Source organism: Nonomuraea sp. NPDC050227 (genome assembly GCF_044459705.1).
Taxonomy (GTDB): Bacteria; Actinomycetota; Actinomycetes; order Streptosporangiales; family Streptosporangiaceae; genus Nonomuraea.
Window position 1 is genome coordinate 138973 of record NZ_JBITJF010000004.1, and the last position, 22485, is coordinate 161457.

Genomic DNA, 22485 nt, shown 5'->3' on the forward strand with positions numbered 1-22485 from the left:
CGTGGGCAGACAAGAGGCGCCGGTGAGACCTCCGCACACCCGGCCGAGACCGCGCGCCGTGCTGGCGATGGCGCCTGGGGTGCGCGAGGAGGTGTTCGGGCACGAGGCCCTGCGCCGCCTCGGTGAGCTGACCGAGCTCCACGACCAGGTGCTGCACGAGGTCGGCTCGCCGGACGCCCTGCGCGCGCTGGCCGGGGCCGAGGTCCTGGTGACCGGCTGGGGCTGCCCGAAGATCGACGCCGGGCTGCTCGATCGCGCCCCCGGCCTGCGCCTCGTCGCGCACGCGGCGGGCACGGTCAAGACCTTCCTGGACCCGGCCGTCCTGGAACGCGGCGTCCGGGTCTGCAGCGCGGCCGACGCCAACGCGGTGCCCGTCGCCGAGTTCACCTTCGCCGCCATCGTCTTCGGCGCCAAGCGGGCCTTCACCCTGGCCCGCCGCTACCGCGAGCGCGGCACCCGGCGCGACTTCTCCGGCCTGCCCTGGCTCGGCACCCGCGGCATCACGGTCGGCCTGGTCGGGCTGTCCAGGATCGGCCGGCGCGTCATGGGGCTGCTCGGCGGCCTCGACGCGGACGTGCTGGTCTACGACCCGTACGCCGACCCCGCCGGGATCGCCGAGCTCGGCGGCACGGCCGTCGACCTCGACACCCTGGTCAGGCGGTCGCACGTGGTCAGCCTGCACGCCCCCGAGACCCGCGAGACCCGCCGCATGCTCGACGCCAGGCGGCTGTCGATGCTCCGCGACGGCGCCGTCGTCGTCAACACCGCCCGCGGCGGCCTGGTCGACACCGACGCGCTGGTCAAGGAGGTACGCAGCGGCCGGCTCGACGCGATACTTGACGTCAGCGACCCCGAGCCGCTCCCGGCCGGCCATCCGCTGTTCGACCTGCCCAACGCGTTCGTGACCCCCCATCTGGCGGGCGCGCAGGGCAACGAGCTCGGCAGGCTGGCCGAGTCCACGCTCGGGGAGATCGCCCGCTACGCCGCCGGGCTGCCGCTGCTGCACGAGATCGATCGCGGCGAGCTCGACCGAATGGCATGATCGACAGCGAGGAGGTGCCGGTGACCGAGCCGAGCCTGGCGACGATGGCCGACGTGGCGAAACGCGCGGGCGTCTCCAGCGCGACCGTGTCCCGGGTGATCAACGGCAACTACCCGGTCTCGGCGGTCACGCGCCAGCGGGTCGAGCGGGCCATCGCCGAGCTGGGCTACGTCGCCAACGCCCACGCCCGCGCCCTGGCCGGAGCCACCAACAGGACCGTCGGGATCATCATCAACGACGTGATCGACCCCTTCTACGCCTACATCGCCCGGGGCGTCGAGCGCGAGGCCACCAGGCACGGCCGCCTGTGCATGGTCTGCTGCACCCACGGCAGCCACGAGAAGGAGCTCGCGCTCATCGACCTGCTGCACGAGCAGCGGGCCGACGCCGTCATCCTGGTCGGCGGCGCCCACGAGGACCGCGCCTACGCCGCCCAGGTCGCCCGCCGGGCCCGCGCGCTGCATGCCAGCGGCTCCACGCTGGTGCTGTGCGGCCGGCCGTCGCTCGGCGACGACGTGCCGACCCGGGTCGTCGAGTACGACAACGAGGGCGGCGCCTTCGCGATCACGGACCACCTCATCACGCAGGGGCACCGGAAGATCGTCTTCCTGGGCGGGCCGCCGAGCCTGTCCACGACCGTCGCGCGGCTCGCCGGGCACCGGCGCGCGCTCGCCTTCCGCGGCCTGCCCTACGACAAGGGGCTGATCCACCTCGGGCAGCTCAACCGCAGGTTCGGCTACGACAGGATCCGCGCGCTGCTGGCCGACAAGCTCGACTTCACGGCGCTGTTCTGCGCCAACGACACGGTCGCGGCGGGCGCGATGCAGGGGCTGGAGCTCGCGGGCGTGCCGGTGCCGGAGGCGGTCTCGGTGGTGGGCTACGACGACGTGCCGATCGCGCAGGAGCTGCGGCCGCAGCTGACGACCGTGCGCATCCCGCTGGAGGAGCTGGGCCGCCAGGCCGTACGCCTCGGCCTCGACGTCGGGGACGACGACGACTACCTCTCGCCCGTGCAGACGATGGCCAAGGTCGGCACGAGCATCGTGGTCAGGGCCTCGGTCGCGCCGCTGCCGTAGGAAGCGCTTACTGATCATGGCTCCGGATTGCCGCGTGGAGCAGGGATAGAAAGCCGCAGAAAGATCTAGTAAGCCCTTGACCGGCATAGTAAGCGCTTACACAATCCCTGCCATGACCCCCCTCACACGCAGAACCTTCCTCGGCACCTCCCTCGGCGCGGCCGGAGCGGTGACGGGCGCGGCCCTGCTCGGCCCCCGCCCGGCCCTGGCGCGCCCGGCCGGCCAGGAGGCGCGGCACACCGTGACGCTCAGGGCCAGGCCCGCGGCCGAGGGCGAACGCCTCCGGCTCCAGCAGGCGCTCAGGACCACCGAGTTCCACCCCACCCGCGTCCACCTGCCCGCCGGCACCCCGATGGCCGTCGAGGTGACCGCCCCCGACGGGGTGCTGCCCACCCTGTACGTCGGCGCACCCGACACCCACGCCGACGTCGCTTACAAGAACCCGCGCGCCTACCGGCTCACCGAGGGCGTCACCACCGTGACCGACCCCGGCGGCGGGCTCGTCTACCTGGCGCTGACCGGCGACGGGCAGCGCGCCAGGGTCAAGTTCCTGTCGGGCGGGGAGCGCGTGCCGACGTTCACGCTGGGGGAGAGCACCGAGGCCGAGTTCCAGTCCCAGCTCGACACGCTGACCGCCGCACCGCAGGCCGAGCTGGTCTCGCCGCACGCCATCGTCACGATCACCCGCGACGGCATGCTCGCCTGGCGCGACCAGGACCACGGGGAACTGCTCCGGCTCCTGGAGACGATCACCGCCTCGCACGCCGCGATCTCCGGCCTGTCCGCCGCCGAACGTTCCCCGCTGCCCTTCCACCTCGTCGAGGCCCCGCGCATGCCCACGGGCGCCGGCGCGTACGCCACCCACGGCTGGACCGCCTACCCGCGCACCTACCTCGACCGGCTCATCGCCGTGGACGGGCTGCGTACCCGGGGCTGGGGCGTCTACCACGAGCTCGGGCACCAGCACCAGCAGATGGCCTACAAGCCGGAGGACCTGACCGAGGTGACGGTCAACGTCTACGCGCTGGCCGCGCAGCGCACGCTGGCGCAGCCGTCCAACCTCACCAGGCCCGACGCCAGGACGGGGCTCACGCCGTACCAGAGCGCGCTGGCCAAGCTGCCCGCGGCCGACTTCCGGAAGCTGGGGGCGTACGAGAAGCTCGTGCCGTTCCGGCAGCTCGAACTGGCCTTCGGCGAGGACTTCCACCCGCGCCTGCACCGGTTGGTCCGCGAGGAACGCCCGGCCTCCGACTACACCGAGTCCGCCAAGCGGTGGGGCAACCTCGCGATCTACACCTCGCGGATCGCGGGGGCCGACCTGTCGGGCTTCTGGACCCGCTGGGGCGCGCCGCTGACCGCCGAGTACCTGGCCCGGGTCGCCGCCCTCGGCCTCCCGGCCCCCGCCGCCGACCCCTCGACGCTCACCGACTAGGAGCCCGCCGTGACCACTGACCGGACCTCCGTCCACCCTCTCGCCAGGCCCCTCACCCGCAGGGGCGCGCTCGCCGGGCTGGCCGCCGCCGGCGGTGCGGCGCTGCTGGCCAGGCCCGCCTTCGCCGCGGCCCGTACGCCGGTTCCCGGGCCGCGCAGGGCGGTGGTGCTGCGGGGGCGGCCGGCGGCGGAGGCGGAGCGGCTGCGCATGCAGACCGTCTACCGTACGACCGAGTTCGTGCCGACCGGCCTGTACCTGCCGCCCGGCCGCACGCTCACCCTGGAGGTGCGCGCGAACGACGGCGCCCTCCCCACCCTGCACGTCGGCGCCCCCGACACCAACCCCGACACCGCCTACCGGTACCCGCGCGCCCACCCGCTCACCGAGGGCGTCAACACGGTCACCGACGCGGGCGGCGGCATGGTGTACCTGTCGTTCACCGGTGACCGCAGGGCGAACGCGGTCGTGCGGTTCGGGCCGGAGGGCGTCCCGGTGCCGACGTACGTGCTGGCGCCGAGCAGCGGCTGCGGCGACCCGGCGCGGGCGACGCGGGCGGCGTGGCAGGGCCGCCCGGCCTTCGCCGCGCCCGTGTTCGCGCCCGAGGGCACCACGGAGGCCGAGTTCCAGGCACAGGTGGACGCGTTCACCCAGGCGCCCTTCGTCGAGCTGGTCTCGCCGCAGATGATCGTGACCGTCCGGCGCGAGACCTTCCTCCAGGTGCGCGACCAGGACCACGCCCAGCTCATGACCCTGCTGGAGCAGGTCGAGGACGTCGAGGCGGCGATCTCCGGCCTGGACGGCTCCGCCCCGCTGCACGCCCCGACCCCGCTCGGCCGGCACCTGGTCAACGTACGCCCCGAATACGGCCCCAAGTCCACCGCGTACGCCACCCACGCCTACACCGCCTACTACGACGCGTACGCCACCACCCGCCTGCTCCTGCCCGACAAGGTGCGGACCACCGGCTGGGGCGTCTATCACGAGCTCGGCCACCAGCACCAGCAGATGGCCTGGCGGCCGGGCGAGCTCACCGAGGTCACGGTCAACATCTACAGCCTGGCCGTGCAGCGGCACTTCGGCATGCCGTCCAACCTGGTGACCGGCAACGCCTACGAGACGGCGCTCGCCAAGCTGCCGGTCGCCGACTACGCCGGGCTCGGGGCGTTCGAGAAGCTGGTGCCGTTCCGGCAGCTCGAACTCGGGTTCGGTGACGACTTCTACCCCCAGGTGCACCGGCTGGTCAGGGAGGAGACGCCGCCGTCGTCCTCGGGGGACTCGGCGCGGCGCTTCACGCTGATGGCCCTGTACTTCAGCCGCGTCGCCGGACGCGACCTGTCCGGGTTCCTGCGCGCGTGGGCGTTCCCGATCCCGGAGAGCGGGTACGCCGAACTGGCCGCGCTCGGCCTGCCCGCGCCGGACGCCGACCTGACCCGGCTGAGCGAGCGATGACCAGCCGCCGCGCCTTCCTCGGCGTCGCCGCCGCCGCACCCCTGCTCACCGCGACCCCGGCCCGGGCCGGAACCATCCGCCGCACAGCGGCCTCGGGGGCGGACGTACCGGCGGGTCCCGCCGACTTCGCCGGGCTCCGGGCCAAGGCGGCCGAGCTGATCACGGGCGGCGACCTCGACCCCCGTGACCCGGCCTTCGCCGCGCCGCTGGCCCGCCTGGACGCGACCGCCTCGGCGTACCGGACGTCGATGAACCTGGCTCCCGGACGTACCCACCTGTGGCCGGACCTCCCGCTGACCGGCGTGTCCGGCGACATCGCGACCAGCCACCAGCGCCTGCGCGCGCTCGCCACCGCCTGGGCGAGCCGCGGCTCGGCCCTGTACGCCGACGAGACCCTGGCCGCGCAGATCATCGGCGGCCTCGACTTCCTCTACGAGCGCGCCTACAACGAGGGCAAGCGCGAGACCGGCAACTGGTGGCACTGGGAGATCGGCGCCCCGCGCGCGCTGATGGACACCTGCGTGCTCATGCACGACGCCGTCGACGCGGGACGGCGGGCCGCCTGGATCCGCGCCGTGGACCGCTTCTGCCCGAACCCCGACCGCCGGACGAACCTCACGAACTTCGCCGAGACCGGCGCGAACCGGGCCGACAAGGCGCTCATCGTGGCCCTGCGCGGCATCGTCGGCGAGAGCTCGGACAAGATCGCGCTCGCCCGCGACGGCCTGTCCGACCGGCGCGACGCCGGCAAGCACACCCTGTTCGGCTACGTCACCTCCGGCGACGGCTACTACGCCGACGGCTCGTTCGTCCAGCACGACGTCGTGGCCTACACGGGCTCGTACGGCGTCGTCCTGCTCCAGTCGGTGAGCGCGATCCTCGGCCTGCTCGGCGGGAGCGCCTGGCAGGTGGACGACCCGGCGGTGCGGGTCGTGCTGGACGCGGTGGAGCGCACGTACGCGCCGTGGATCCACGACGGGCTGATGATGGACAGCGTGCGCGGGCGGGCGGTGTCGCGGCAGTTCAACCGGGACCACGACGCGGGCCGCGACACCGTGGACGCGATCCTGCGCCTGGCGGCCGGCGCGGGGGAGCCGTCCGCGGCGCGGTTCCGCGAGCTGGCCAAGGGGTGGATCGCGCGCGGCCGGTTCCTGGAGGGCGCGGACGTCGCGGCCACCGCGAGGGCCGTCGCCGTGCTCGCCGACGACGCGGTCGCCGCCGCGCCCCGGCCGAGCGGCCACCACGTGTTCGCCGACATGGACCGCGTCGTGCACCGCCGTCCCGGCTGGTCGTACGCGATCAGCCTGTCGTCGAAGCGGATCGCCCTGTACGAGTGCGGCAACGGCGAGAACTACCGGGCCTGGTACCAGGGCGACGGCGCGACGTACCTCTACCTCGACGCCGGCCACTACAGCGACGGCTACTGGCCCACGGTCGACTCCCACCGGCTCACCGGGACCACCGTCGACACCCGCCCGCGCGACCCGGCCGTCTCCTCCGGCGGCACCGGCACGTTCCGCCCGAAGAACGCCTGGGCGGGCGGCGCCACCGCGGACGGGTACGGCGTCGCCGCGCTCGACCTGATGGCCGTGGGGACCACGCTCACCGCCCGCAAGACCTGGGTGTGCCTCGACGACGCCGTCGTCTGTCTCGGCGCCGGGATCACCAGCGCCGACGGCCGCGTGATCGAGACGGTCGTGGAGAACCGGCGCACCTCCGCCCCGCTCACCACCGGCGACGGCTGGGCGCACCTCGAAGGCGTCGCCGGGTACGTCTTCCCGTCCGGCCACCGGCCGCGCTCGCTCACCGAGCGCCGTACCGACACCTGGCGGTCGATCAACGACGGCGCGAGCACGCAGGGCACGGACGCCACCGTGACGTGCGACTACACCACCCTCTGGCTCGACCACGGGATCAGCCCGTCCGGCGCGGACTACGCCTGGGTCCTGCTCCCGGGCGCCACACCCGACCGGACGCGCGACTTCGACCGGGCCGAGATCCTGGCCAACACCGCGACCGTGCAGGCGGTGCGCGCGCACGGGCGCTCGGCGGGCGGCGGCGAGCTGTTCGCGGCCACGTTCTGGGGGGCGGGGGAGGCGGGCGGGGTGTCGGCCTCGGCTCCCTGCGCGGTCCTGGTCCGGCGGGCGGCGGGACGGACGACTCTGGCGGTCTCCGACCCGGGGCGTACCGTGGCGGCGGTGACGCTCGTGCTTCCCCATCCCGCGCACGCCCTGGTCAGGGCCGACGACACCGTCTCGGTCACGACGGGCGAGCGGCCCTTCGTCACCGTCGATCTGGCCGGCTCCCGCGGCCGGTCCCACACCGCCGTGCTCGCCGTCGGCAAGAAAGGCTGAACGTTGATCCCTCCGTACCTGTCGCTGCCGCCGACCGACCGCGTGCTCTCCTCGCGCACCGGCTGGACCCGCGCCCACTGGGAGGCTCTCGCCGACCGGCTGCTCGGGGCGGTGACGCCGTACGCCTCCCCAGGTTTCGCACAGATCCGGCTGCCGGGCCGGGCGAGCTGGTCGGGCGTGGCGCTCGACGGGCTGGAGGGGTTCGCGCGCACGTTCCTGCTCGCCGCGTTCCGCCTCGCGGGCGCGGCGGGCGACGTCCCCGACCTCGCCGAGCGGTACGCCAGGGGTCTCGCGGCGGGCACCGACCCCGGCAGCGGCGAGGCGTGGCCCGAGCTGACCGACTGCTCGCAGCAGATGGTGGAGGCCGCCTCGATCGCGGTCGCGCTGCACGAGACCCGGCCGTGGCTGTGGGACCGGCTCGACGACGGCGTACGGGACCGGGTCGCCCACTGGCTCGGCGGCTTCGTCGGCAAGCGCACCTGGGACAACAACTGGATGTTGTTCCAGACGGTGACGGAGGAGTTCCTGAAGTCGGTGGGCGGGCCGTACGAGCAGCGGGAGATCGACCGCGGCCTTGAACGCATCGAGGACTGGTACGCCGGCGACGGCTGGTACACCGACGGCGGCTCGCGCAACTTCGACTACTACTGCGGCTGGGCGCTGCACCTGTACCCGCTGCTGTGGACGCGCATGTCGGGCGACGCGGAGCGGGCCGGCGTGTACACGAGCCGCCTGCACGAATTCCTCACGACATATCAGCATTTCTTCGGTGCGGACGGCGCGCCCGTCCATCACGGCCGCTCGCTCACCTACCGTTTCGCCGCCCTCGCGCCCGTCTGGCTGGGCGCGCTCACCGGCGCCACCCCGCTCACGCCGGGCCAGACCAGGAAGCTCGCCTCCTCCGTGGCGCGCCACTTCGCCGAGCGCGGCGTGCCGGGCCCCGACGGGCTGCTCTCCCTCGGCTGGTACGAGCCGTTCCTGCCGGTGACGCAGGCGTACTCGGGGCCCGCGTCGCCGTACTGGGCGTCGAAGGGGTTCCTCGGGCTGCTGCTGCCGCCGGACCACCCGGTGTGGACCGAGCGCGAGCAGCCGCTGCCCATCGACGAGCACGACGTCGTCGCGGCCGTCCCCGCCGCGGGGCTGCTCCTGCACGGCACCCGGCACGACGGGATCGTCCGCCTGCTCAACCACGGCAGCGACCACGGCGCGCCGCCCGACGACCCGCACTACGCCAAGCTCGCCTACTCCACCCGCACCGCCCCCGAGGCGGCCGAGCACGCCTGGGCCCGCGATCTCGACAACCACCTCGCGCTGGTCGGGCCCGGCGGCACTCCCTCGCGCCGTACCGCGATCACGGCGCTGACGTGCGCGGACGCCACCGCCTCCTCCTCCCATCGGACCGCGGGCGGCGCGCTCGTCACCAGCACCTCGGTCGTCCGCGGCCCCTGGGAGCTCCGCGTCCACGAGATCGCCGGCGGTGAGGGCGGCGGTGAGGGCGGCGGTGAGGGCGGCGGTGAGGGCGGCGGTGAGGGCGGCGGTGAGGGCGGCGTGCGTGAAGGTGGGTTCGCGGTGGCCGGGGACGTGCCGCCGACCGTGGCGACCGGGCGTGGATGGGCGATGGCGCGCCGCGCGGACGGCCTCACCTCCGCGATCCTCGCCCTGTACGGCTGGCGGCGGGCGAGCGTCGAGCGCGAGGTCGAGTCCAACGCGTTCGGCCCGCACTCTGCCGTCCCGTGCCTGCACGCCGACGAGCCCGGCCTGCACGTCTCGCTGGTCGTGCTCTCCGGCGACGCCGTGCACCCGGCCGCCCTCCGCGACGCGGTCACCGTGGACGTCTCCGCCCGGGAGGTCGTCATCGGCTTCCCCGACGGCACGTCCACGACCTTGACACGGTCTCCTGGCCCGGACCGCAGTGCTTCGTGATCGCAGGCCCTGGTGGCCGGCGACGCGCTCACCGCGTCACCCGGCCACGTCAGCGGCTCGGAGATCCAGAAGCTCCTGAACGCGGTCGGCGCGGCCACGGGAGGCCACGCCGGAGCGGGGAACATCCGCTAGCCCTCCGGTGGAAGGCCGGCTTGTCTAGACAAGATCTCTCCCAACAGGGTCGGGATCGGCGCCTGTGATCGCGGGCGTCGATGACTGTGTCTCTCGTACGAGCGGATGGGGACTGGGGATCCGCTGGGGACCACACGCCCTGTTCACGCCCGCGCGACCTCCAGGCCGACAGATGGCGTGCCAGGGAAGGAGTAGTACAGCGGATCATGTCTCCGTACGCGCTTCCCTCTGCTGGGGCGACCGGGGTTCGGACCACGGGTTTGCCTTTGATCGCTGTAGTTCACCGGCTCACTGCGGATGCACCGGTCGCTCGATGGCGGCTCGGATCGCGGCGAAGTGCTCATGGGCTCGCGTGGTCATTTCTGCCGTCGCGTTGAAGGAAACGACGCCGAATGATGTCCGGTCGGCCCAGGCGCAGAAGTACGTCGTGGTGAGCCAGCACATCGTCTGTCCCTCGTAGGGCCAAGGGTTGAGCGTCTCGGACTTCCTGGCGGTCTTGCCGAACGACGGCATCAACCACTGTTTGAAGATCGCGTCCGGGTTCAAATCCTTGGATTCGGCTGCCAAGAGGCTTACCGGGGAGGTGAGCGGAGGCTGTCCGGACGAGGGGCGGGGGAGAACGTAGAGGCCGCTGACCGATTTGCTGACCGCGTAGCCTCTGTTCCTCAGGCCCTGGAGGAAGACGGCGAAGCCGTCCTCGACGGTGTCGTCGAACATGTGACGCAGCGTCATGCCCTCGACCTGATCAGGAAGCGTGATTGCCGTGGCGCCACGAACGGCGGGCAGGCTCAGGCGCGCCTCACTGGTCGCGGGTCGGGGCGAGCCGCTGGACGAGGAGGTTGGCGCGGCCGGCTTGGGGCGGAGCGCAGCAGGCACGAGACCCGCCGTGCTCAGGGCGACGCCCGCAGCGATACCCAGCGCGACTAGCGCGGCTCCGGTCAGTACTGAACGGCGACGCTGCGCGTCCTTGCCACCCGCGGCGGGGGTCTCCATGGTTGCTCTCCGATCGCGCGGGAAAACGATCATTATTGGGCGATATGCCAAGATGATCAGGTGCCATCTGCCAGGCCGGAACACGGGCTGGATGGAGCACACGGAGAGTAGAGCGTGAGGGCAGGCGGCCGTCGAAGGCGATGGCGAAGACGTTCAGGCCATGATCGCCATATAGACGCACTTGAGCGCGCGCAGCCGCCTCGGTCGGCGCGGTGTAGACCGGCTTGAGCGCCATCAGCGCATCGCCGACGCCGCGGTTCTTGACGACGGTCTCGGGCAGGCCGGCGGCGTAGTGGGCGGCGCCGGGCGGCGGCAAGAACCCGCCCGGCCTGTGGCAGCCCTGCGAGGGCGTCATGGTGTCAGGGGCGGGATCGTCTCGATGATCTCTTCGACGGCTTTGGCGCGCAACTGCGAGCCGGACAGGCCAGGATGTCTCCGGCCTACAGAGTCCTCCCACACCTTGGCCAGCCCCGGGCGGACCTCCAGCCAGACCAGGGCCATCCCCACCATCTTGGGCCGGAAGTCATCGGGCTCGATCCCCGCAGGATTCACCATCAGGACGGCCTTGTCGAACGCATATATCGCCTCTTTGGGCTTCCTCTCCATGGCGCGGATCACCGCCAGGTGCAGCAGCGCCCGCCAGTGCCTGTAGATGCAGGCCTTTTCGATCTCCATGGCCGCGAGGCTCTCCGAACCAGGAGTGGCAAGGCGCCTCTCAGCCTCCTGGTAGTGCTTCTCCCCGTGGGCGGCGTTGGTGAGGCAGACCTCCAGGAGGCGGCGTGCCCCCTGGACCCGCACTTCCCACCGCCGTCGCTGCACGGCCGGATCGACTTCGTTGTCGGCCGGCTTGGCTTCGGAGTCACCGGACACCAGCAGGACAAGCAGCAGCACACCCCCGAGGAGCGCCAACACACCAAGCGCCTCGTTCACATCCTCGCCCACCTCATTCACAGTAGAGGCAGGTCCATTCCGTGTGAACCTGATCTCGTAGAGGCAAGCAGGCAAGAAGCCCCCAGCGTCAGAGCCTTGCACGGATGCGGACGCGCACCTGCCGGTGGCTCTGACGGATGGGCGTTGGTCGAGAGCGGCCCTCCGGCCTGAAGACTCACGGTGCAGCGGACACCGCGCCTGCGGCCTTCCCGGCCGAGTGCCACCGAAGGCGGAAGAGGAACGTCGATCCTCCTCGCGTGAAGGCAACCCTTGTCGCCCCTGTGCGTCACGCCGACCCTTCGGACCGCGCCGGCCGGGCGGCGCGGGATTCGGAGAATCGGCACATGGCGGCCCCCCTGCTGGACACCCGACATCCTGGGGTCGGCATCGCCTGGGGCGACCCGTCTCCGACCGGCCTCGCGGGTTGGGGCGTCGGCGGGGTTCGTGGAGCCGTTCGGGCTGGAGGAGGCGGCCGGCTGGTGACGCGAGCGGGCGGCGGTGGTCGCCGGGACGGGCTGATGGTCTGGGGCCGCGACGCCGGCGGCGTCCTGGTCGCGACGATCAGCCTCGCCCTGCCCGCAAGCCCGACTCGGGGCATCGCGGCGAGATCGCCAAGCTGCTCCTCCACCACGAGGCGCGAGGCCAGGAGGTGTCGCGGCTGCTGCCGGCCGCGTCGTAGCGGTTCACAACATCTCGGTGAGCGCGTCGAGGTCGGCCAGGCGTCCGGCGGGAGCGAGGCGGGCCGCCACGGCGACCAGCAGCAGCTCGGTGACGGCGATCTGGTGCGCGAGCGGCGCGATCGGCCCGGCGGCCTCGCGCGGCAGCCTGATCAGCACCTCCGCCCGCGCCGCGAGCGGCGACTCCCCGGCGTCGGTGATCAGCGCCAGCCGCGCCCCGCGGGCGCACGCGGCCTCGGTGAAGCGGGCCGTCGCGGGGGAGTAGCGCCGGAAGTCGTACGCGACCACGGCCGCAGAACCGCCCAGGTCGAGCAGCGTACGGGCACGCGCGGACGCCGAGTCGGGCACCCGATGCGCCCCCGGACGCAGGCCGGCGAGCTGCCTGATCAGGTATTCGGCGGCCAGCTCGCTGAGCGGCCCGCCGAGCGCCCAGACCGACGCGGCTCCGGCCAGCAGGTCGCCGACGGCGTCGAGCAGGGGCTCGGTGACGGCGGCGAGGGTGCTGTCGAGCCCGGCACGCAGGTCTTCGGCGGCCCGCTGGGTGCCGGGCGGACGGGCGACGAACTCGCGTAGGCGCGACCGGTCGCGGACGCCGTCGCGCACGGCCGCCTGGAACCCGGCGAATCCCGCGTACCCGAGCCGGTCGAACAGCCGGGAGGCGGTCGGCGGGCTGACCCCGGCACGCTCGGCGAGCGCGCGCAGCGAGCCGAGCGCGGCGAAGGGGTGGTCGTCGAGCAGCGCCCGCACGACGGCCCGCTCGCCCGGTGGCAGTTCGGGGTAGACCGCGCTGAGCCGGTTCGTCACCGGATCCTCATCCATGCTGACAAATGTTACACGTGGCGGAGTTAATGAAACGAATGTTACGGTCGCCGGTGTGAGTACCTGGAACGGACTGATCGACAGCGGCTACCGGCGCTGGCTCCCGGTCACCACCGACACGCCCGCCGTCTCGCTCAACGAGGGCAACACCCCGCTGCTGCGCTCGGCGCACCTGTCCGCGGTGACCGGCTGCGAGGTCTGGCTGAAGGTCGAGGGCGCCAACCCCACGGGGTCGTTCAAGGACCGTGGGATGACCGTGGCGATCAGCAGGGCCGCCGAGGCCGGCGCCGAGCTTGCCGTGTGCGCCTCCACCGGCAACACCAGCGCCTCGGCCGCCGCCTACGCCGCGCGCGCCGGGCTGACGGCCGCCGTGCTCGTGCCGAAGGGGCGGGTCGCGCTCGCCAAGCTGGGGCAGGCGGTCCGTTACGGCGCGCGGATCGTCGAGATCGACGGCACGTTCGACGACTGCCTGCGCGTCGCCCGCGAGCTCGCCTCCCATCACCCGATCGCGCTGGTCAACTCGGTCGGCAACGAGCTGCGCCTGGCGGGGCAGCGCACGGTCGCCTACGAGATCGTGGACGCGCTCGGCGACGCGCCCGACATCCACTGCCTGCCCGTCGGGAACGGCGGCAACATCACCGCCACCTGGGGCGGCTACCGCGCCTACGAGCAGGTGGGGCTGTCCGGCCGGTCGCCGCGCATGTGGGGCTTCCAGGCGGCGGGGGCCGCGCCGCTCGTCCACGGCACGCCGGTCGCCGATCCCGAGACCGCGGCGAGCGCGATCCGCATCGGCAGCCCGGCCACCTGGGACGGCGCGCTCGACGCCCGCGACCGGTCCGGCGGGCTGATCGCCGCGGTGACCGACGCGCAGATCTTCGAGGCGTACGAGCTGGTCGCGAGGCGCGACGGCGTCTTCGCCGAGCCCGCCTCGGCCGCCGGGATCGCCGGGCTCCTCGACCAGCACGCCCGGGGCAACCTCGCGCCGGGCCAGCGGATCGTGATCACGCTGAGCGGCAACGGCCTGAAAGACCAGGACGCCTCCCTGCGCGGCGGCTACACCGCGACGGAAACCAGTTCGGCCACCTCGGCCGTGGCCCAAGCCCTCGGCCTCGCCGTCTGATCCCAGGCGCGCCCCGGCGCGTGCGCTGGGTGGGGCAGCACACCGCTGGCCGCCTACCTGTTCTGCCGGGGCCGGGAGATCACCGATGCGCGCGGGATTCCTGCGTCACTCCTTCGATCGGCCGCGGACGAGCGGCACGCGGATCCGTCTGCCTGTTCAGGTGATGGTGTGGTTCTCCCGAACCGGACGCAGGATGAGGGCACGGATGGAGCGGACCGTGGGTGGGCGGCCAGGCCGCTTCGGCCGACAGGTACGAGCGTGACGACGTCTCATCAGATCGCGATGCCGGCGCAAGACGGTGTCCGGGCGGGTGAGCAGCCGCAGCCGGCGGAGGACCTCGCGAGGCAGCCTGACCTGGGCGGATGTCATCATCGGCAGGCGCAATGTCCCCGTCCGGAGGGAGGACAGCGCGTCCAGTAGTGCGGGCCGGTCGTCGGTGGCGGGCTTGCCGCCCACAGGTCCGATTTCCGCCGGATGCATCCTGTCGGGGGCGGACATGATGAGCGCATGATGGCAGAAGCAATGACGAATGACGGTCCGGCTTCGGGGGGCGACGAGGGCGGGAGCTCACTGGCAGTGCTGGAGAGGTTCTATCGGGCGGAAGTCGCCTATATCGCCGCAGGAGGCTTCGGCAAGGCCGATTTCGGTGAGCTTGCCGAGTGCCTGGACCCAGAGGTCGTGATGTACCAGGCGGACTCCCTGCCCTACGGGGGCACCTGGCGCGGACCGAGCGGCATCGAGCAGTTCATGGCCGCCATGAGCGAAGCATGGCAGTCCCTGGAGTTCCTGGAGCAGAAGTACGTGGTCGACGGCGACAGTGTCGTGGTCTGGAACCGCGGCATCCTGCGCGCCCGCGCCACCGGCCGGGCCTTGGAGACCTCGGTGATGCAGCTGATGACGATCAAGGATGATCGCATCACCGAGATACACCCGTTCTACCTGGACACTTCTGCGGTCCTGAACGCCCTGCGCCCGGACGACGACGTCTAGCTGTTCTGTCCCGTGAGGTTGAGTACGCGGCCGGCTGGTGGCAGACCTGCCAGTGCGGACTGGCCGCGGTGGTGATTATAGGTGTACAGCCAGTACGGCAGGACTTGGCGGCGTTCGATCTCTGAGACGTAGGGCCGGGCGTAGGCCCATTCGTCCAGCAGGGTGCGGTAGCAGGAGCCGTTGTCGGTCAGCACCTCGCCCGGCGCCCCGAACGCCTCCACAAACGCCAGGCGGACAGCACGGCCAGTGGCCCGCAGCACCGCCTTGGCGATCACACAGCAACGCGAGCGGTCGTCGCCCTCGCGCTGCCAACGGCGAAAGACCCTCCTGCGCCGCCCCGCGCCCGGCTCGACCAGCCCGTGACGCACCAGGCCCCGATCCACCCCATCCGTGACGGCGGCGGATCCACGCCACGGCGACCGGCCTCGTGCGCCAACCGGACCGGTCCCCACAGCGGATGCTGACGCTGGAACTCACACACCAGCACCTCCACCTCCGCCCGCATCTGCGGCGGAGACGAACGCGGCCGCCGCGAACGGCCCACCGGCCGCCGGCCCGCAGATCCCCGCCTGCCGATGGCGCGACACCGAGCCCGACGACGTCGGCCGGGCCACCCCCACCTACCGGGCGACCTCGGTCACCGAACCGCCGGCCAGCACCGCCGGCACAGCACCTGTCACCCATGTCCTGGGATCGACGTGTCCAGCAGGTCGCGGGGCAGGACACGGATGAAAACATGACACAAGGCGTCGGGTTTCAGGGTGATCATCAATGCACCGGTCGGCGCCGATGTGGGTGTGGACCGGGGGCCTCACGGATAGGGGGCCCGGTCTTGATGTGCGGCATGGGTCGAATCCGGACCGGCCAGGTGCCGAGGGGGCTGATCGAACGGCCGCGTAGTGGCGGAATCGACTTGTTCGACATGGGTGGAGTTCGTCCGCCCGTGTTCTGCTGTGTTGCGAGAGGGTGGATCAAGGTTGACTGCGTTCGTACGGGACGTCGCCAGTTTGGGGCGAGAGGCCATCGAGGTGGTGGGGGCTCGTACCAACAATCTGCGGGACGTGTCGGTGAGCATCCCCAAGGGGTGGCTCACCGCCTTCACCGGGGTGAGCGGCAGCGGCAAGACCTCGCTGGCCATCGACACCCTGCACAACGAGGCCCAGCTGCGCTACCTGGAGGGGCTTTCGCCGTTCGTACGGCAGTACATCACCCAGCGCAATCGGCCGAAGGTCGACCGCATCCTGGGACTCGGCGCGACGCTCGCGGTCGACCAGCGCCGCCTGAACCGCAACCCCCGGTCCACGGTCGCGACGATCACCGGCATCGACGGGCATCTGGGACTGCTGTACTCGCGCCTGCCGGGGATCGGCGCGGACCCGGCGGCGCAGAGCGTCAACGGGCATCTGACGACCGCTCATTTCGACCGCAACACCCCGGAAGGCAGCTGCGCGGACTGTCACGGCGTGGGCGGGCGCTGGCAGGCGCAGGAGGACCTCATCATCACCCGTCCGGAGCTTCCCCTCTTCGAGGGGGCCTCGCCCTGGTACGCCAAGTGGCGGTCGGGGGAGCACGCGTTCGTGCCGGCGCTCGCCGACAAGCGCGGCGTGGACCTCGGCCTGCCATGGCGGTCGCTGCCGGAGGAGTTCCGCCACTGCGTGCTGTACGGCACAGGTGAGGAGAAGGTCGAGGCGACCGTCGACATGACCAGCAGGAAGGAGACGGTCTCGGTGACCTACACCTCCAGCCAGCCGCTGCGGGGGGCGCTGGCCGAGGTGGAGCGGGTGTTCCTGAACGCCCAGACCGCCAGCGCCAAGCAGCGCTACCTGCCGTACATGCGCAAGCAGCCGTGCGGCACCTGCGGCGGCAGCGGGTACGACCAGGTGGCCCGGTCCGTGCGGCTCGGCGGGCTGACCTTTCCCGACCTGCTCCAGGTGGACGTACGGGAGGTACGCGGCTGGGCCGAGCGGGTGGCCGGCGACCTGGACGCCCGGCAGCGCGAGGTGGGTGAGCCGCTGCTGCAGGACCTGGGCCGCAGACTCGGGATCCTCGACCGCCTCGGCCTGGCCCATCTCCAGCTGTCCCGGAGCGCGGCGACACTGTCCGGGGGCGAGTTGCAGCGAACCCGGCTCGCCGCGCAGCTCAGCACCGAGCTGAGCGGCATCGTCTTCGTCCTGGACGAGCCCGGGACCGGGCTGCATCCGGCGGACAAGGCGCACCTGCTCGACATCGCCCTGGAGCTGCGCAAGGCCGGCAACACGGTGCTCCTGGTCGAGCACGACCCCGAACTGATCGCCCGGGCCGACTGGGTGATCGACATGGGGCCCGGCGCGGGCCGCCTCGGCGGTGAGATCCTGGTGTCGGGGCTTCCCGCCGACGCGGCCGCCCACCCTGCGTCACTGACCGGACGCTACCTGGCCGGTGAGGGGCCACGGCTGCGCCGGACCCGCCGTCCGGCCGGGGATGACACCGGCTGGGTGGAGCTGCACGGCCTGCGTGCGCACAACGTGACCGCAGACGTGGTGCGTTTCCCCGCCGGCCGGCTCACCTGCCTGACCGGGGTGAGCGGCAGCGGCAAGAGCAGCCTGCTCGGCGCGCTCGCGGCGAGCGCGGAGGCCGCCTTGAACGGGACGACGATCGACGCCGTGCGACAGGTGACCGGCCTGGAGGGGTTCGACTGGGTCGCCGTCGTCGATCAGGAACCGCTCGGGCGCACGCCGCGATCCAACCCGGCCACCTACAGCAAGGCGTTCGACGTCGTCCGTAAGCTGTTCGCCGAGACCGACATGGCACGCGCACGTGGGGTCAACGCGTCCTGGTTCAGCTTCAACACCACGGGCGGTGGCCGCTGCGAACCCTGCACCGGTTATGGCCGCAAGCTGGTCGACATGCACTTCCTGCCGGATGTGTGGGTGGTCTGCGACGCATGCCAGGGGCGGCGCTACACGCCGGAGGCCTTGGAGATCACGTACCAGGGACTGGCCATCGACCAGGTGCTGGAGCTGACCGTCGCCGAGGCGGTGGAGCAGTTCTCCGAACCCCGGCAACTCGCCGAGACCCTGGGAGCCTTGAACCAGGTCGGGCTCGGCTATCTGCAGCTCGGCCAGAGCGCCACGGAGTTGTCCGGCGGCGAGGCGCAGCGGCTGAAGCTGGCCTCCGCCATCCAGCGCGGCGCCGCGGGCCGCAAGGCCGGTCTTGTCGTTCTCGACGAACCCGTCTCGGGCCTGCACCCCTCTGACGTCCAGCGGGTGGTGGACGCGTTCGACGTGTTGCTCGACTCGGGCAACACCGTCGTCGTGGCCGAACATGACATCCCCGTCGCCGCGTCCGCGGACTGGGTGATCGACCTGGGGCCGGGAGCCGGTCCGGACGGGGGCGCGGTGGTCGCGGAAGGCACCCCGGACGCCGTCGCAACCGCGAACACCCCGACCGCCGGCTTCCTCCGGCGGTACGCGGCGGGCCTGCCGCTCCTGGAAGGGCCGCGGCTCGCTGGAACAGGTCGTTGAGGATAATGAGGCCCGGTTCCGGCCGGGGCGGCTGGTGGTGGGGCGCGAGCGTGTCAGACGGCCGGGCGGCCGCAGGTGACGTCCTCACCGGGTAGGACACCGTCGACCACGTAGCTGGTGACCTTGGTGTCGACGCAGGCGTTGCCCGCCGCGAGGTAGACGCCGTGGCGGAAGGCGTCGTTCAAGGTGATCATGCGGGAGCCGGTCAGCGCCCGGTGCATGGCCTGCTGGCCCGGATAGGGCGTCGCGGGGTCGCCGGCCGCGCCGACGATCAACGCCGGTACGGAGTTGCCGATCCTCGTGGGCGCTTCAAGCGGCTTGACCGGCCAGAACGCACACGGGGAGATGTTGCGGGCGAGCGGCCCGAACAGTGGTTCGGTGCTGCGGTGCCGCTGGATGTCGCGGTAGTAGGTCGCCGGGTCGCGGGGTGCGGCCCGGTCACCGCACAGGATCGCCGTGCCCGCCCGGTCCGAGGCCTCTCCGGAACCGGTGAACAGGCCGTCGAGGAATTCCTTCAGCGAGGCGGGCGGCGGTGTCTCGCCGCCGCGGCTCAGCGCCCGCGCCTCCTCGGCGAGGACGGCATAGGACTGCGGGCCGTCGCTGTAGAGACGTGCGAACAGCCAGTACGGCACGACATGGGCATCGACGCGGTATGCGCCGATCTTCACGGGATGCCGGTTGATCTTCTCCACGGTCGCCAGGACGGCGTCACGGGTCCCGCCCAATCCGTACTCCTTGTCATGTGACGCGGCCCAGGACGCCCAGCGCCGCAGCGCGGCGTCCATCGCGGGGGCGGCGCGTGAGAACATGCGCGGGCCGTACACCTGCGGGTCGACGGCGCTGTCGAGCACCACCCGGTCGGCCCGCGAGCCGAACATCTGCAGGTAGGTCGCACCCAGGTAGGTGCCGTAGGAGTAGCCGAGGTAGGACAGCTTCTGCTCGCCGAGCGCGGCCCGGATCACGTCCATGTCGCGTGCGGTGTTCCTGGTCGTGGCGTACGGCAGGGTCTGGAGATTGCCCTTGGCGCAGCCCGCCGCCAACTGTTCGGCCAGGCGCACCCCCTCGTCGAAGGTACGCCGGTCGGGTCCCGCGGAGCGGAGGAAGGTGTCGGTCTGCCACCGGCAGCTGATCGGGGTGCTGCGGCCGACGAATCGGGGGTCCATGCCCACCAGGTCGTAACGGGCCGCGACCTCGGGCATCGCCTTGCCCAGGAGCGTCATCGAGAGGCCGGCGCCGCCCGGCCCGCCGGGGTTGAGCAGCAAGACGCCGCGGCGCCGGGAGGAATCGGTGGCCTTGATCCGGGAGATCGCGATGGTGAGGGTCCGCCCCTGCGGTCTGCGGTAGTCCATCGGGACCAGGACGGTGGCGCATCGAGCACCGGCGGCGTCCATCTGTTCGCCCAGCTGATCGCCGGGTCCGGTTGCGCAGGCGCGCCAGGTGATCGTCTGATGGTGGAAGCGGTCCAGGGGGGTGGCCGCCTGCGCCGGTCCGGCGGCGCCCAATCCGATTCCGGCCGTGAGTGCCACTGCGGCAGCCGTTCCACTCTTGATGAGGAGCATGCGTCGTTCCTTGGTGAAGGGGTTGTTTCCTGCGGATCCGGCGCGCGTCGGATTTCGACGCTCCGGTAGTGATGTGTCCGGTCTCAGGGGTGCCCCCTGTTGATCACTGATCACCGGCTGTATTCAAAACTAGGGGCCTGAGCAGCCCCTGGACATCGTGCGGAAGGTCGATCCGGGCCCTGCCACCGGCACACCAACCGCCCGCTTCTCTGCAACCGCTGCCCTAACGACGACTCCTCCCAAAGGAGGACAAAGCGGGTCATGCTGGCGGCTACCTTCGTCTCATGAACGTGGTGCGACGATGGGGCCGCTGGTGGCGCGGCTTGCCGGTGGTGGTCGCCGACAGCCTGCTGGCCGGTGTGTCGACCGCGCTGGCGGTGACGCAGGCCGCCTTGTCCGCCCATGACCCGGTCGTGCTGGCGTACCTGCTGGCGGTGCTCACCAGCGCGCCGCTGGTGCTGCGCAGGCGCCACCCCATCGCCGTCCTCGCGGTGATCACGGCGGGCCTGATCGGCTGCGGCCTGGCCGGCTACCCCAACGGATTCCAGGCCCCGCCGGTGCTGGTCAGCCTCTACACCGTCGCGGCCTACCGCCGGGAGGGCCACCGCGACGGCGTCCTGGCCCTGGCGTTGATGGCGGGCATCCTCGTTCCCGACCTCATCAGGTCCGGGCTGACGTTCGCGATCGTCAAAAGCCTGGTCGAGAACGCGCTTCAGCTCGGCGCGGCCTGGGCCATCGGGGAGGGGGTGCGCAGCCGCCGGCTGCGCCACCAGGACCTCATCGAGCACGCCCGCCACCTGGAGATCGAACGCGAGGAGAAAGCCCTGCGAGCGGTCGCCGAAGAACGCGTGCGCATCGCCAGGGAACTGCACGACGTGGTCGCCCACCACCTGTCGGTCGTCTCGATCCAGTCCGGCGCCGGTGGCCGCCTGATCGACACCGAGCCCGACGCCGCACGCGAAGCATTCACCGCGATCGCCGCCACCACCCGCGAGGCACTGGCCGAACTCCGGAACATGCTGTCGGTCCTGCGCCTCACGTCCGACGCCGGCGAGGACTCCTACGCCCCGCAGCCGGGGCTGGCCCAGCTGGACACGCTGCTGGAACGCTCCCGACTGTCCGGCCTGTCGATCCGGCGGGAAACCTCCGGTCAGGTACGCCCGCTGCCGCCCGGCGTGGACCGGTGCCTGTACCGCATCACCCAGGAATCATTGACCAACGTGCTCAAACACGCCCCACACGCCGACGTGACCCTCACCCTGACCTACCAGCCCGCCGCGGTCACGCTGCAGGTCGGCAACAGCGGCCCGGCCACCCCCGGGCACAGCGCCGACGGGCACGGCCTGATCGGCATGCGCGAGCGAGCCACCCTCTACGGCGGCACCCTCACCGCCGGCCCACGTACGGACGGCGGCTTCACCGTGACCGCGCACCTGCCCGCCTCCCCACTCGCCGAGCCCGCGCTCGCCACGGCCCACCTGCCCGCCTCTCCGCTCGCCGACCCCGCTTTCGCCACGGCCCACCCGCGGCAGAGCGCACCACGACCCGGGGCACCCCGATGACCGGCCCCGACACCGGCCGCGGGACCATCCGCGTCCTGGTCGTCGACGACCAGGCCCTGGTCCGCGCGGGCCTGGTCGCCCTCCTCCGCACCGACGCCGCTCTCGCGGTCGTCGGCGAGGCCGCCGACGGCCACGAAGCCATCGCCCAGGCCGCGGCGACCGCCCCGGATGTCATCTTGATGGACATCCGCATGCCCGACCTGGACGGCGTCGCCGCCACGCGCCACATCCTCGCCCACGCCGCCGGCCCGGCACCGAAGATCCTCATCCTGACCACCTTCGACCTGGACGAACACGTCTTCGCCGCCCTGCGCGCCGGCGCCTCGGGATTTCTGCTCAAGGACACCCCTGCCGACCAGATGCTGGCCGCGATCGCCACGGTCGCCCGCGGCGAGGTGCTGCTGGCGCCCAGCGTCACCCGGCGCCTGGTCCGCCATTTCATCACCGCCCCCGAACCCGACCGGCGCCGGCCCGAGGAGCTCGCCCGGCTCACCAGCCAGGAAACCGCCGTGCTCCACCTGGTCGGCCAGGGCCTGACCAACCAGCAGATCGCCACCCGCCTGAACATCGCCGAGGCCACCGTCAAATCCCACCTGGGCCGCCTCATGACCAAGCTCAAGCTGTCCAGCCGCGCCCAAGCCGTGGTCATCGCCTACGAGACCGGCTTGATCGTCCCTGGAGCCGGAGACCGCACCTGATACCCGGCAACGCACCGGATCGGTCGCAGGTCGTCCCATCCTCCGGTTCGGGCAGGTCCGGTCTTCCGGCCACCGGGACCGCCGGACTATCATGGACGCCGCGCGCACGGATCCCCGCGATCTTTAAGATTTTCTGCAAGATCCGTTGCAGAACTCCTCGATGGACGCGTGCTCTCGCTCGCCAACAGACTCCCTTCCTGAGATCCACAGCGGACCCGACCGATCG

15 protein-coding genes and 2 pseudogenes are annotated in these 22485 nt (G+C 72.1%); 11 read left to right on the forward strand and 6 right to left on the reverse strand.

The window, feature by feature from the left end:
• Positions 1-22: 22 nt before the first annotated feature.
• The 6 genes from ACIBK9_RS17720 (at position 23) to ACIBK9_RS17745 (ending at position 9276) form a co-directional block, all read left to right on the forward strand.
• Entirely contained in the window at positions 23-1042 is a 1020-nt protein-coding gene (locus tag ACIBK9_RS17720) for a hydroxyacid dehydrogenase (RefSeq protein ID WP_397159242.1), read from the forward strand.
• Positions 1039-2118 (forward strand): LacI family DNA-binding transcriptional regulator, encoded by a 1080-nt coding sequence (locus ACIBK9_RS17725; RefSeq protein ID WP_357985914.1) that lies wholly within the window; start codon positions 1039-1041, stop codon positions 2116-2118. The genes ACIBK9_RS17720 and ACIBK9_RS17725 overlap by 4 nt, the downstream gene beginning before the upstream one ends.
• Positions 2119-2230: 112 nt before the next feature.
• Positions 2231-3550: a M60 family metallopeptidase gene (locus ACIBK9_RS17730; protein WP_397159245.1), complete on the forward strand. Its 1320-nt coding sequence runs from the start codon at positions 2231-2233 to the stop codon at positions 3548-3550.
• Positions 3551-3559: 9 nt separating this feature from the next.
• A complete protein-coding gene (locus ACIBK9_RS17735; protein ID WP_397159247.1) occupies positions 3560-4999 on the forward strand; it encodes a M60 family metallopeptidase in 1440 nt (479 codons plus the stop codon).
• Positions 4996-7353: a polysaccharide lyase 8 family protein gene (locus ACIBK9_RS17740; RefSeq protein ID WP_397159249.1), complete on the forward strand. Its 2358-nt coding sequence runs from the start codon at positions 4996-4998 to the stop codon at positions 7351-7353. The genes ACIBK9_RS17735 and ACIBK9_RS17740 overlap by 4 nt, the downstream gene beginning before the upstream one ends.
• A gap of 3 nt (positions 7354-7356) precedes the next feature.
• The gene (locus tag ACIBK9_RS17745) at positions 7357-9276 is read left to right on the forward strand and encodes a DUF2264 domain-containing protein (protein WP_397159251.1); all 1920 of its coding nucleotides are present in this window, start codon (positions 7357-7359) and stop codon (positions 9274-9276) included.
• Between the two features lie 420 nt (positions 9277-9696).
• Here the strand turns inward: ACIBK9_RS17745 and ACIBK9_RS17750 are convergent, their stop codons facing one another.
• From ACIBK9_RS17750 to ACIBK9_RS17760, 3 genes are all read right to left on the reverse strand, one after another.
• A complete protein-coding gene (locus ACIBK9_RS17750) occupies positions 9697-10401 on the reverse strand; it encodes a hypothetical protein (protein WP_397159253.1) in 705 nt (234 codons plus the stop codon).
• A 351-nt stretch (positions 10402-10752) separates the two neighbouring features.
• Positions 10753-11343, reverse strand: a complete 591-nt coding sequence (locus ACIBK9_RS17755; protein ID WP_397159255.1) for a hypothetical protein — start codon at positions 11341-11343, stop codon at positions 10753-10755.
• Between the two features lie 671 nt (positions 11344-12014).
• Positions 12015-12827, reverse strand: a complete 813-nt coding sequence (locus tag ACIBK9_RS17760; protein ID WP_397159257.1) for a MurR/RpiR family transcriptional regulator — start codon at positions 12825-12827, stop codon at positions 12015-12017.
• Between the two features lie 55 nt (positions 12828-12882).
• Between ACIBK9_RS17760 and thrC the strand changes: the two genes are divergently transcribed.
• Complete coding sequence (gene thrC / locus ACIBK9_RS17765) at positions 12883-13947, forward strand: threonine synthase (protein WP_397159259.1); 1065 nt, start codon at positions 12883-12885, stop codon at positions 13945-13947.
• Positions 13948-14454: 507 nt separating this feature from the next.
• Positions 14455-14937, forward strand: a complete 483-nt coding sequence (locus ACIBK9_RS17770; protein WP_397159261.1) for a nuclear transport factor 2 family protein — start codon at positions 14455-14457, stop codon at positions 14935-14937.
• Here the strand turns inward: ACIBK9_RS17770 and ACIBK9_RS17775 are convergent.
• Positions 14934-15131 (reverse strand): annotated as a pseudogene (locus ACIBK9_RS17775) (IS481 family transposase); the annotation flags it as partial. The gene ACIBK9_RS17770 and the pseudogene ACIBK9_RS17775 overlap by 4 nt on opposite strands.
• Positions 15114-15236 (reverse strand): annotated as a pseudogene (locus tag ACIBK9_RS17780) (IS481 family transposase); the annotation flags it as partial. The pseudogenes ACIBK9_RS17775 and ACIBK9_RS17780, both read right to left, overlap by 18 nt.
• 678 nt (positions 15237-15914) lie before the next feature.
• Between ACIBK9_RS17780 and ACIBK9_RS17785 the strand changes: the two are divergent.
• Positions 15915-18440 carry an excinuclease ABC subunit UvrA gene (locus ACIBK9_RS17785; RefSeq protein ID WP_397159262.1) on the forward strand — a complete coding sequence of 842 codons (2526 nt, stop codon included), beginning with the start codon at positions 15915-15917 and terminating at the stop codon, positions 18438-18440.
• Positions 18441-18493: 53 nt separating this feature from the next.
• Here ACIBK9_RS17785 and ACIBK9_RS17790 read toward each other — a convergent pair whose 3' ends face one another.
• On the reverse strand, positions 18494-19789 hold the full coding sequence (locus tag ACIBK9_RS17790) for an alpha/beta hydrolase (protein WP_397159264.1): 1296 nt from the start codon (positions 19787-19789) through the stop codon (positions 18494-18496).
• Positions 19790-20283: 494 nt separating this feature from the next.
• Here ACIBK9_RS17790 and ACIBK9_RS17795 point away from each other — a divergent pair, with 494 nt between their 5' ends.
• A complete protein-coding gene (locus ACIBK9_RS17795) occupies positions 20284-21561 on the forward strand; it encodes a sensor histidine kinase (protein WP_397159266.1) in 1278 nt (425 codons plus the stop codon).
• Entirely contained in the window at positions 21558-22259 is a 702-nt protein-coding gene (locus tag ACIBK9_RS17800; RefSeq protein ID WP_397159268.1) for a response regulator, read from the forward strand. The genes ACIBK9_RS17795 and ACIBK9_RS17800 overlap by 4 nt, the downstream gene beginning before the upstream one ends.
• Positions 22260-22485: the final 226 nt, after the last annotated feature.

What these genes read in the sequence shown, in the direction of transcription:
- ACIBK9_RS17790 (WP_397159264.1), bottom strand. Translation starts at nt 19,789, where the DNA reads ATGGACTACCGCAGACCGCAGGGGCGGACCCTCACCATCGCGATCTCC.
- ACIBK9_RS17750 (WP_397159253.1), bottom strand. Translation starts at nt 10,401, where the DNA reads ATGGAGACCCCCGCCGCGGGTGGCAAGGACGCGCAGCGTCGCCGTTCA.
- ACIBK9_RS17770 (WP_397159261.1), top strand. Translation starts at nt 14,455, where the DNA reads ATGATGGCAGAAGCAATGACGAATGACGGTCCGGCTTCGGGGGGCGAC.
- ACIBK9_RS17740 (WP_397159249.1), top strand. Translation starts at nt 4,996, where the DNA reads ATGACCAGCCGCCGCGCCTTCCTCGGCGTCGCCGCCGCCGCACCCCTG.
- ACIBK9_RS17800 (WP_397159268.1), top strand. Translation starts at nt 21,558, where the DNA reads ATGACCGGCCCCGACACCGGCCGCGGGACCATCCGCGTCCTGGTCGTC.
- ACIBK9_RS17760 (WP_397159257.1), bottom strand. Translation starts at nt 12,827, where the DNA reads ATGGATGAGGATCCGGTGACGAACCGGCTCAGCGCGGTCTACCCCGAA.
- ACIBK9_RS17730 (WP_397159245.1), top strand. Translation starts at nt 2,231, where the DNA reads ATGACCCCCCTCACACGCAGAACCTTCCTCGGCACCTCCCTCGGCGCG.
- ACIBK9_RS17725 (WP_357985914.1), top strand. Translation starts at nt 1,039, where the DNA reads ATGATCGACAGCGAGGAGGTGCCGGTGACCGAGCCGAGCCTGGCGACG.
- ACIBK9_RS17795 (WP_397159266.1), top strand. Translation starts at nt 20,284, where the DNA reads ATGAACGTGGTGCGACGATGGGGCCGCTGGTGGCGCGGCTTGCCGGTG.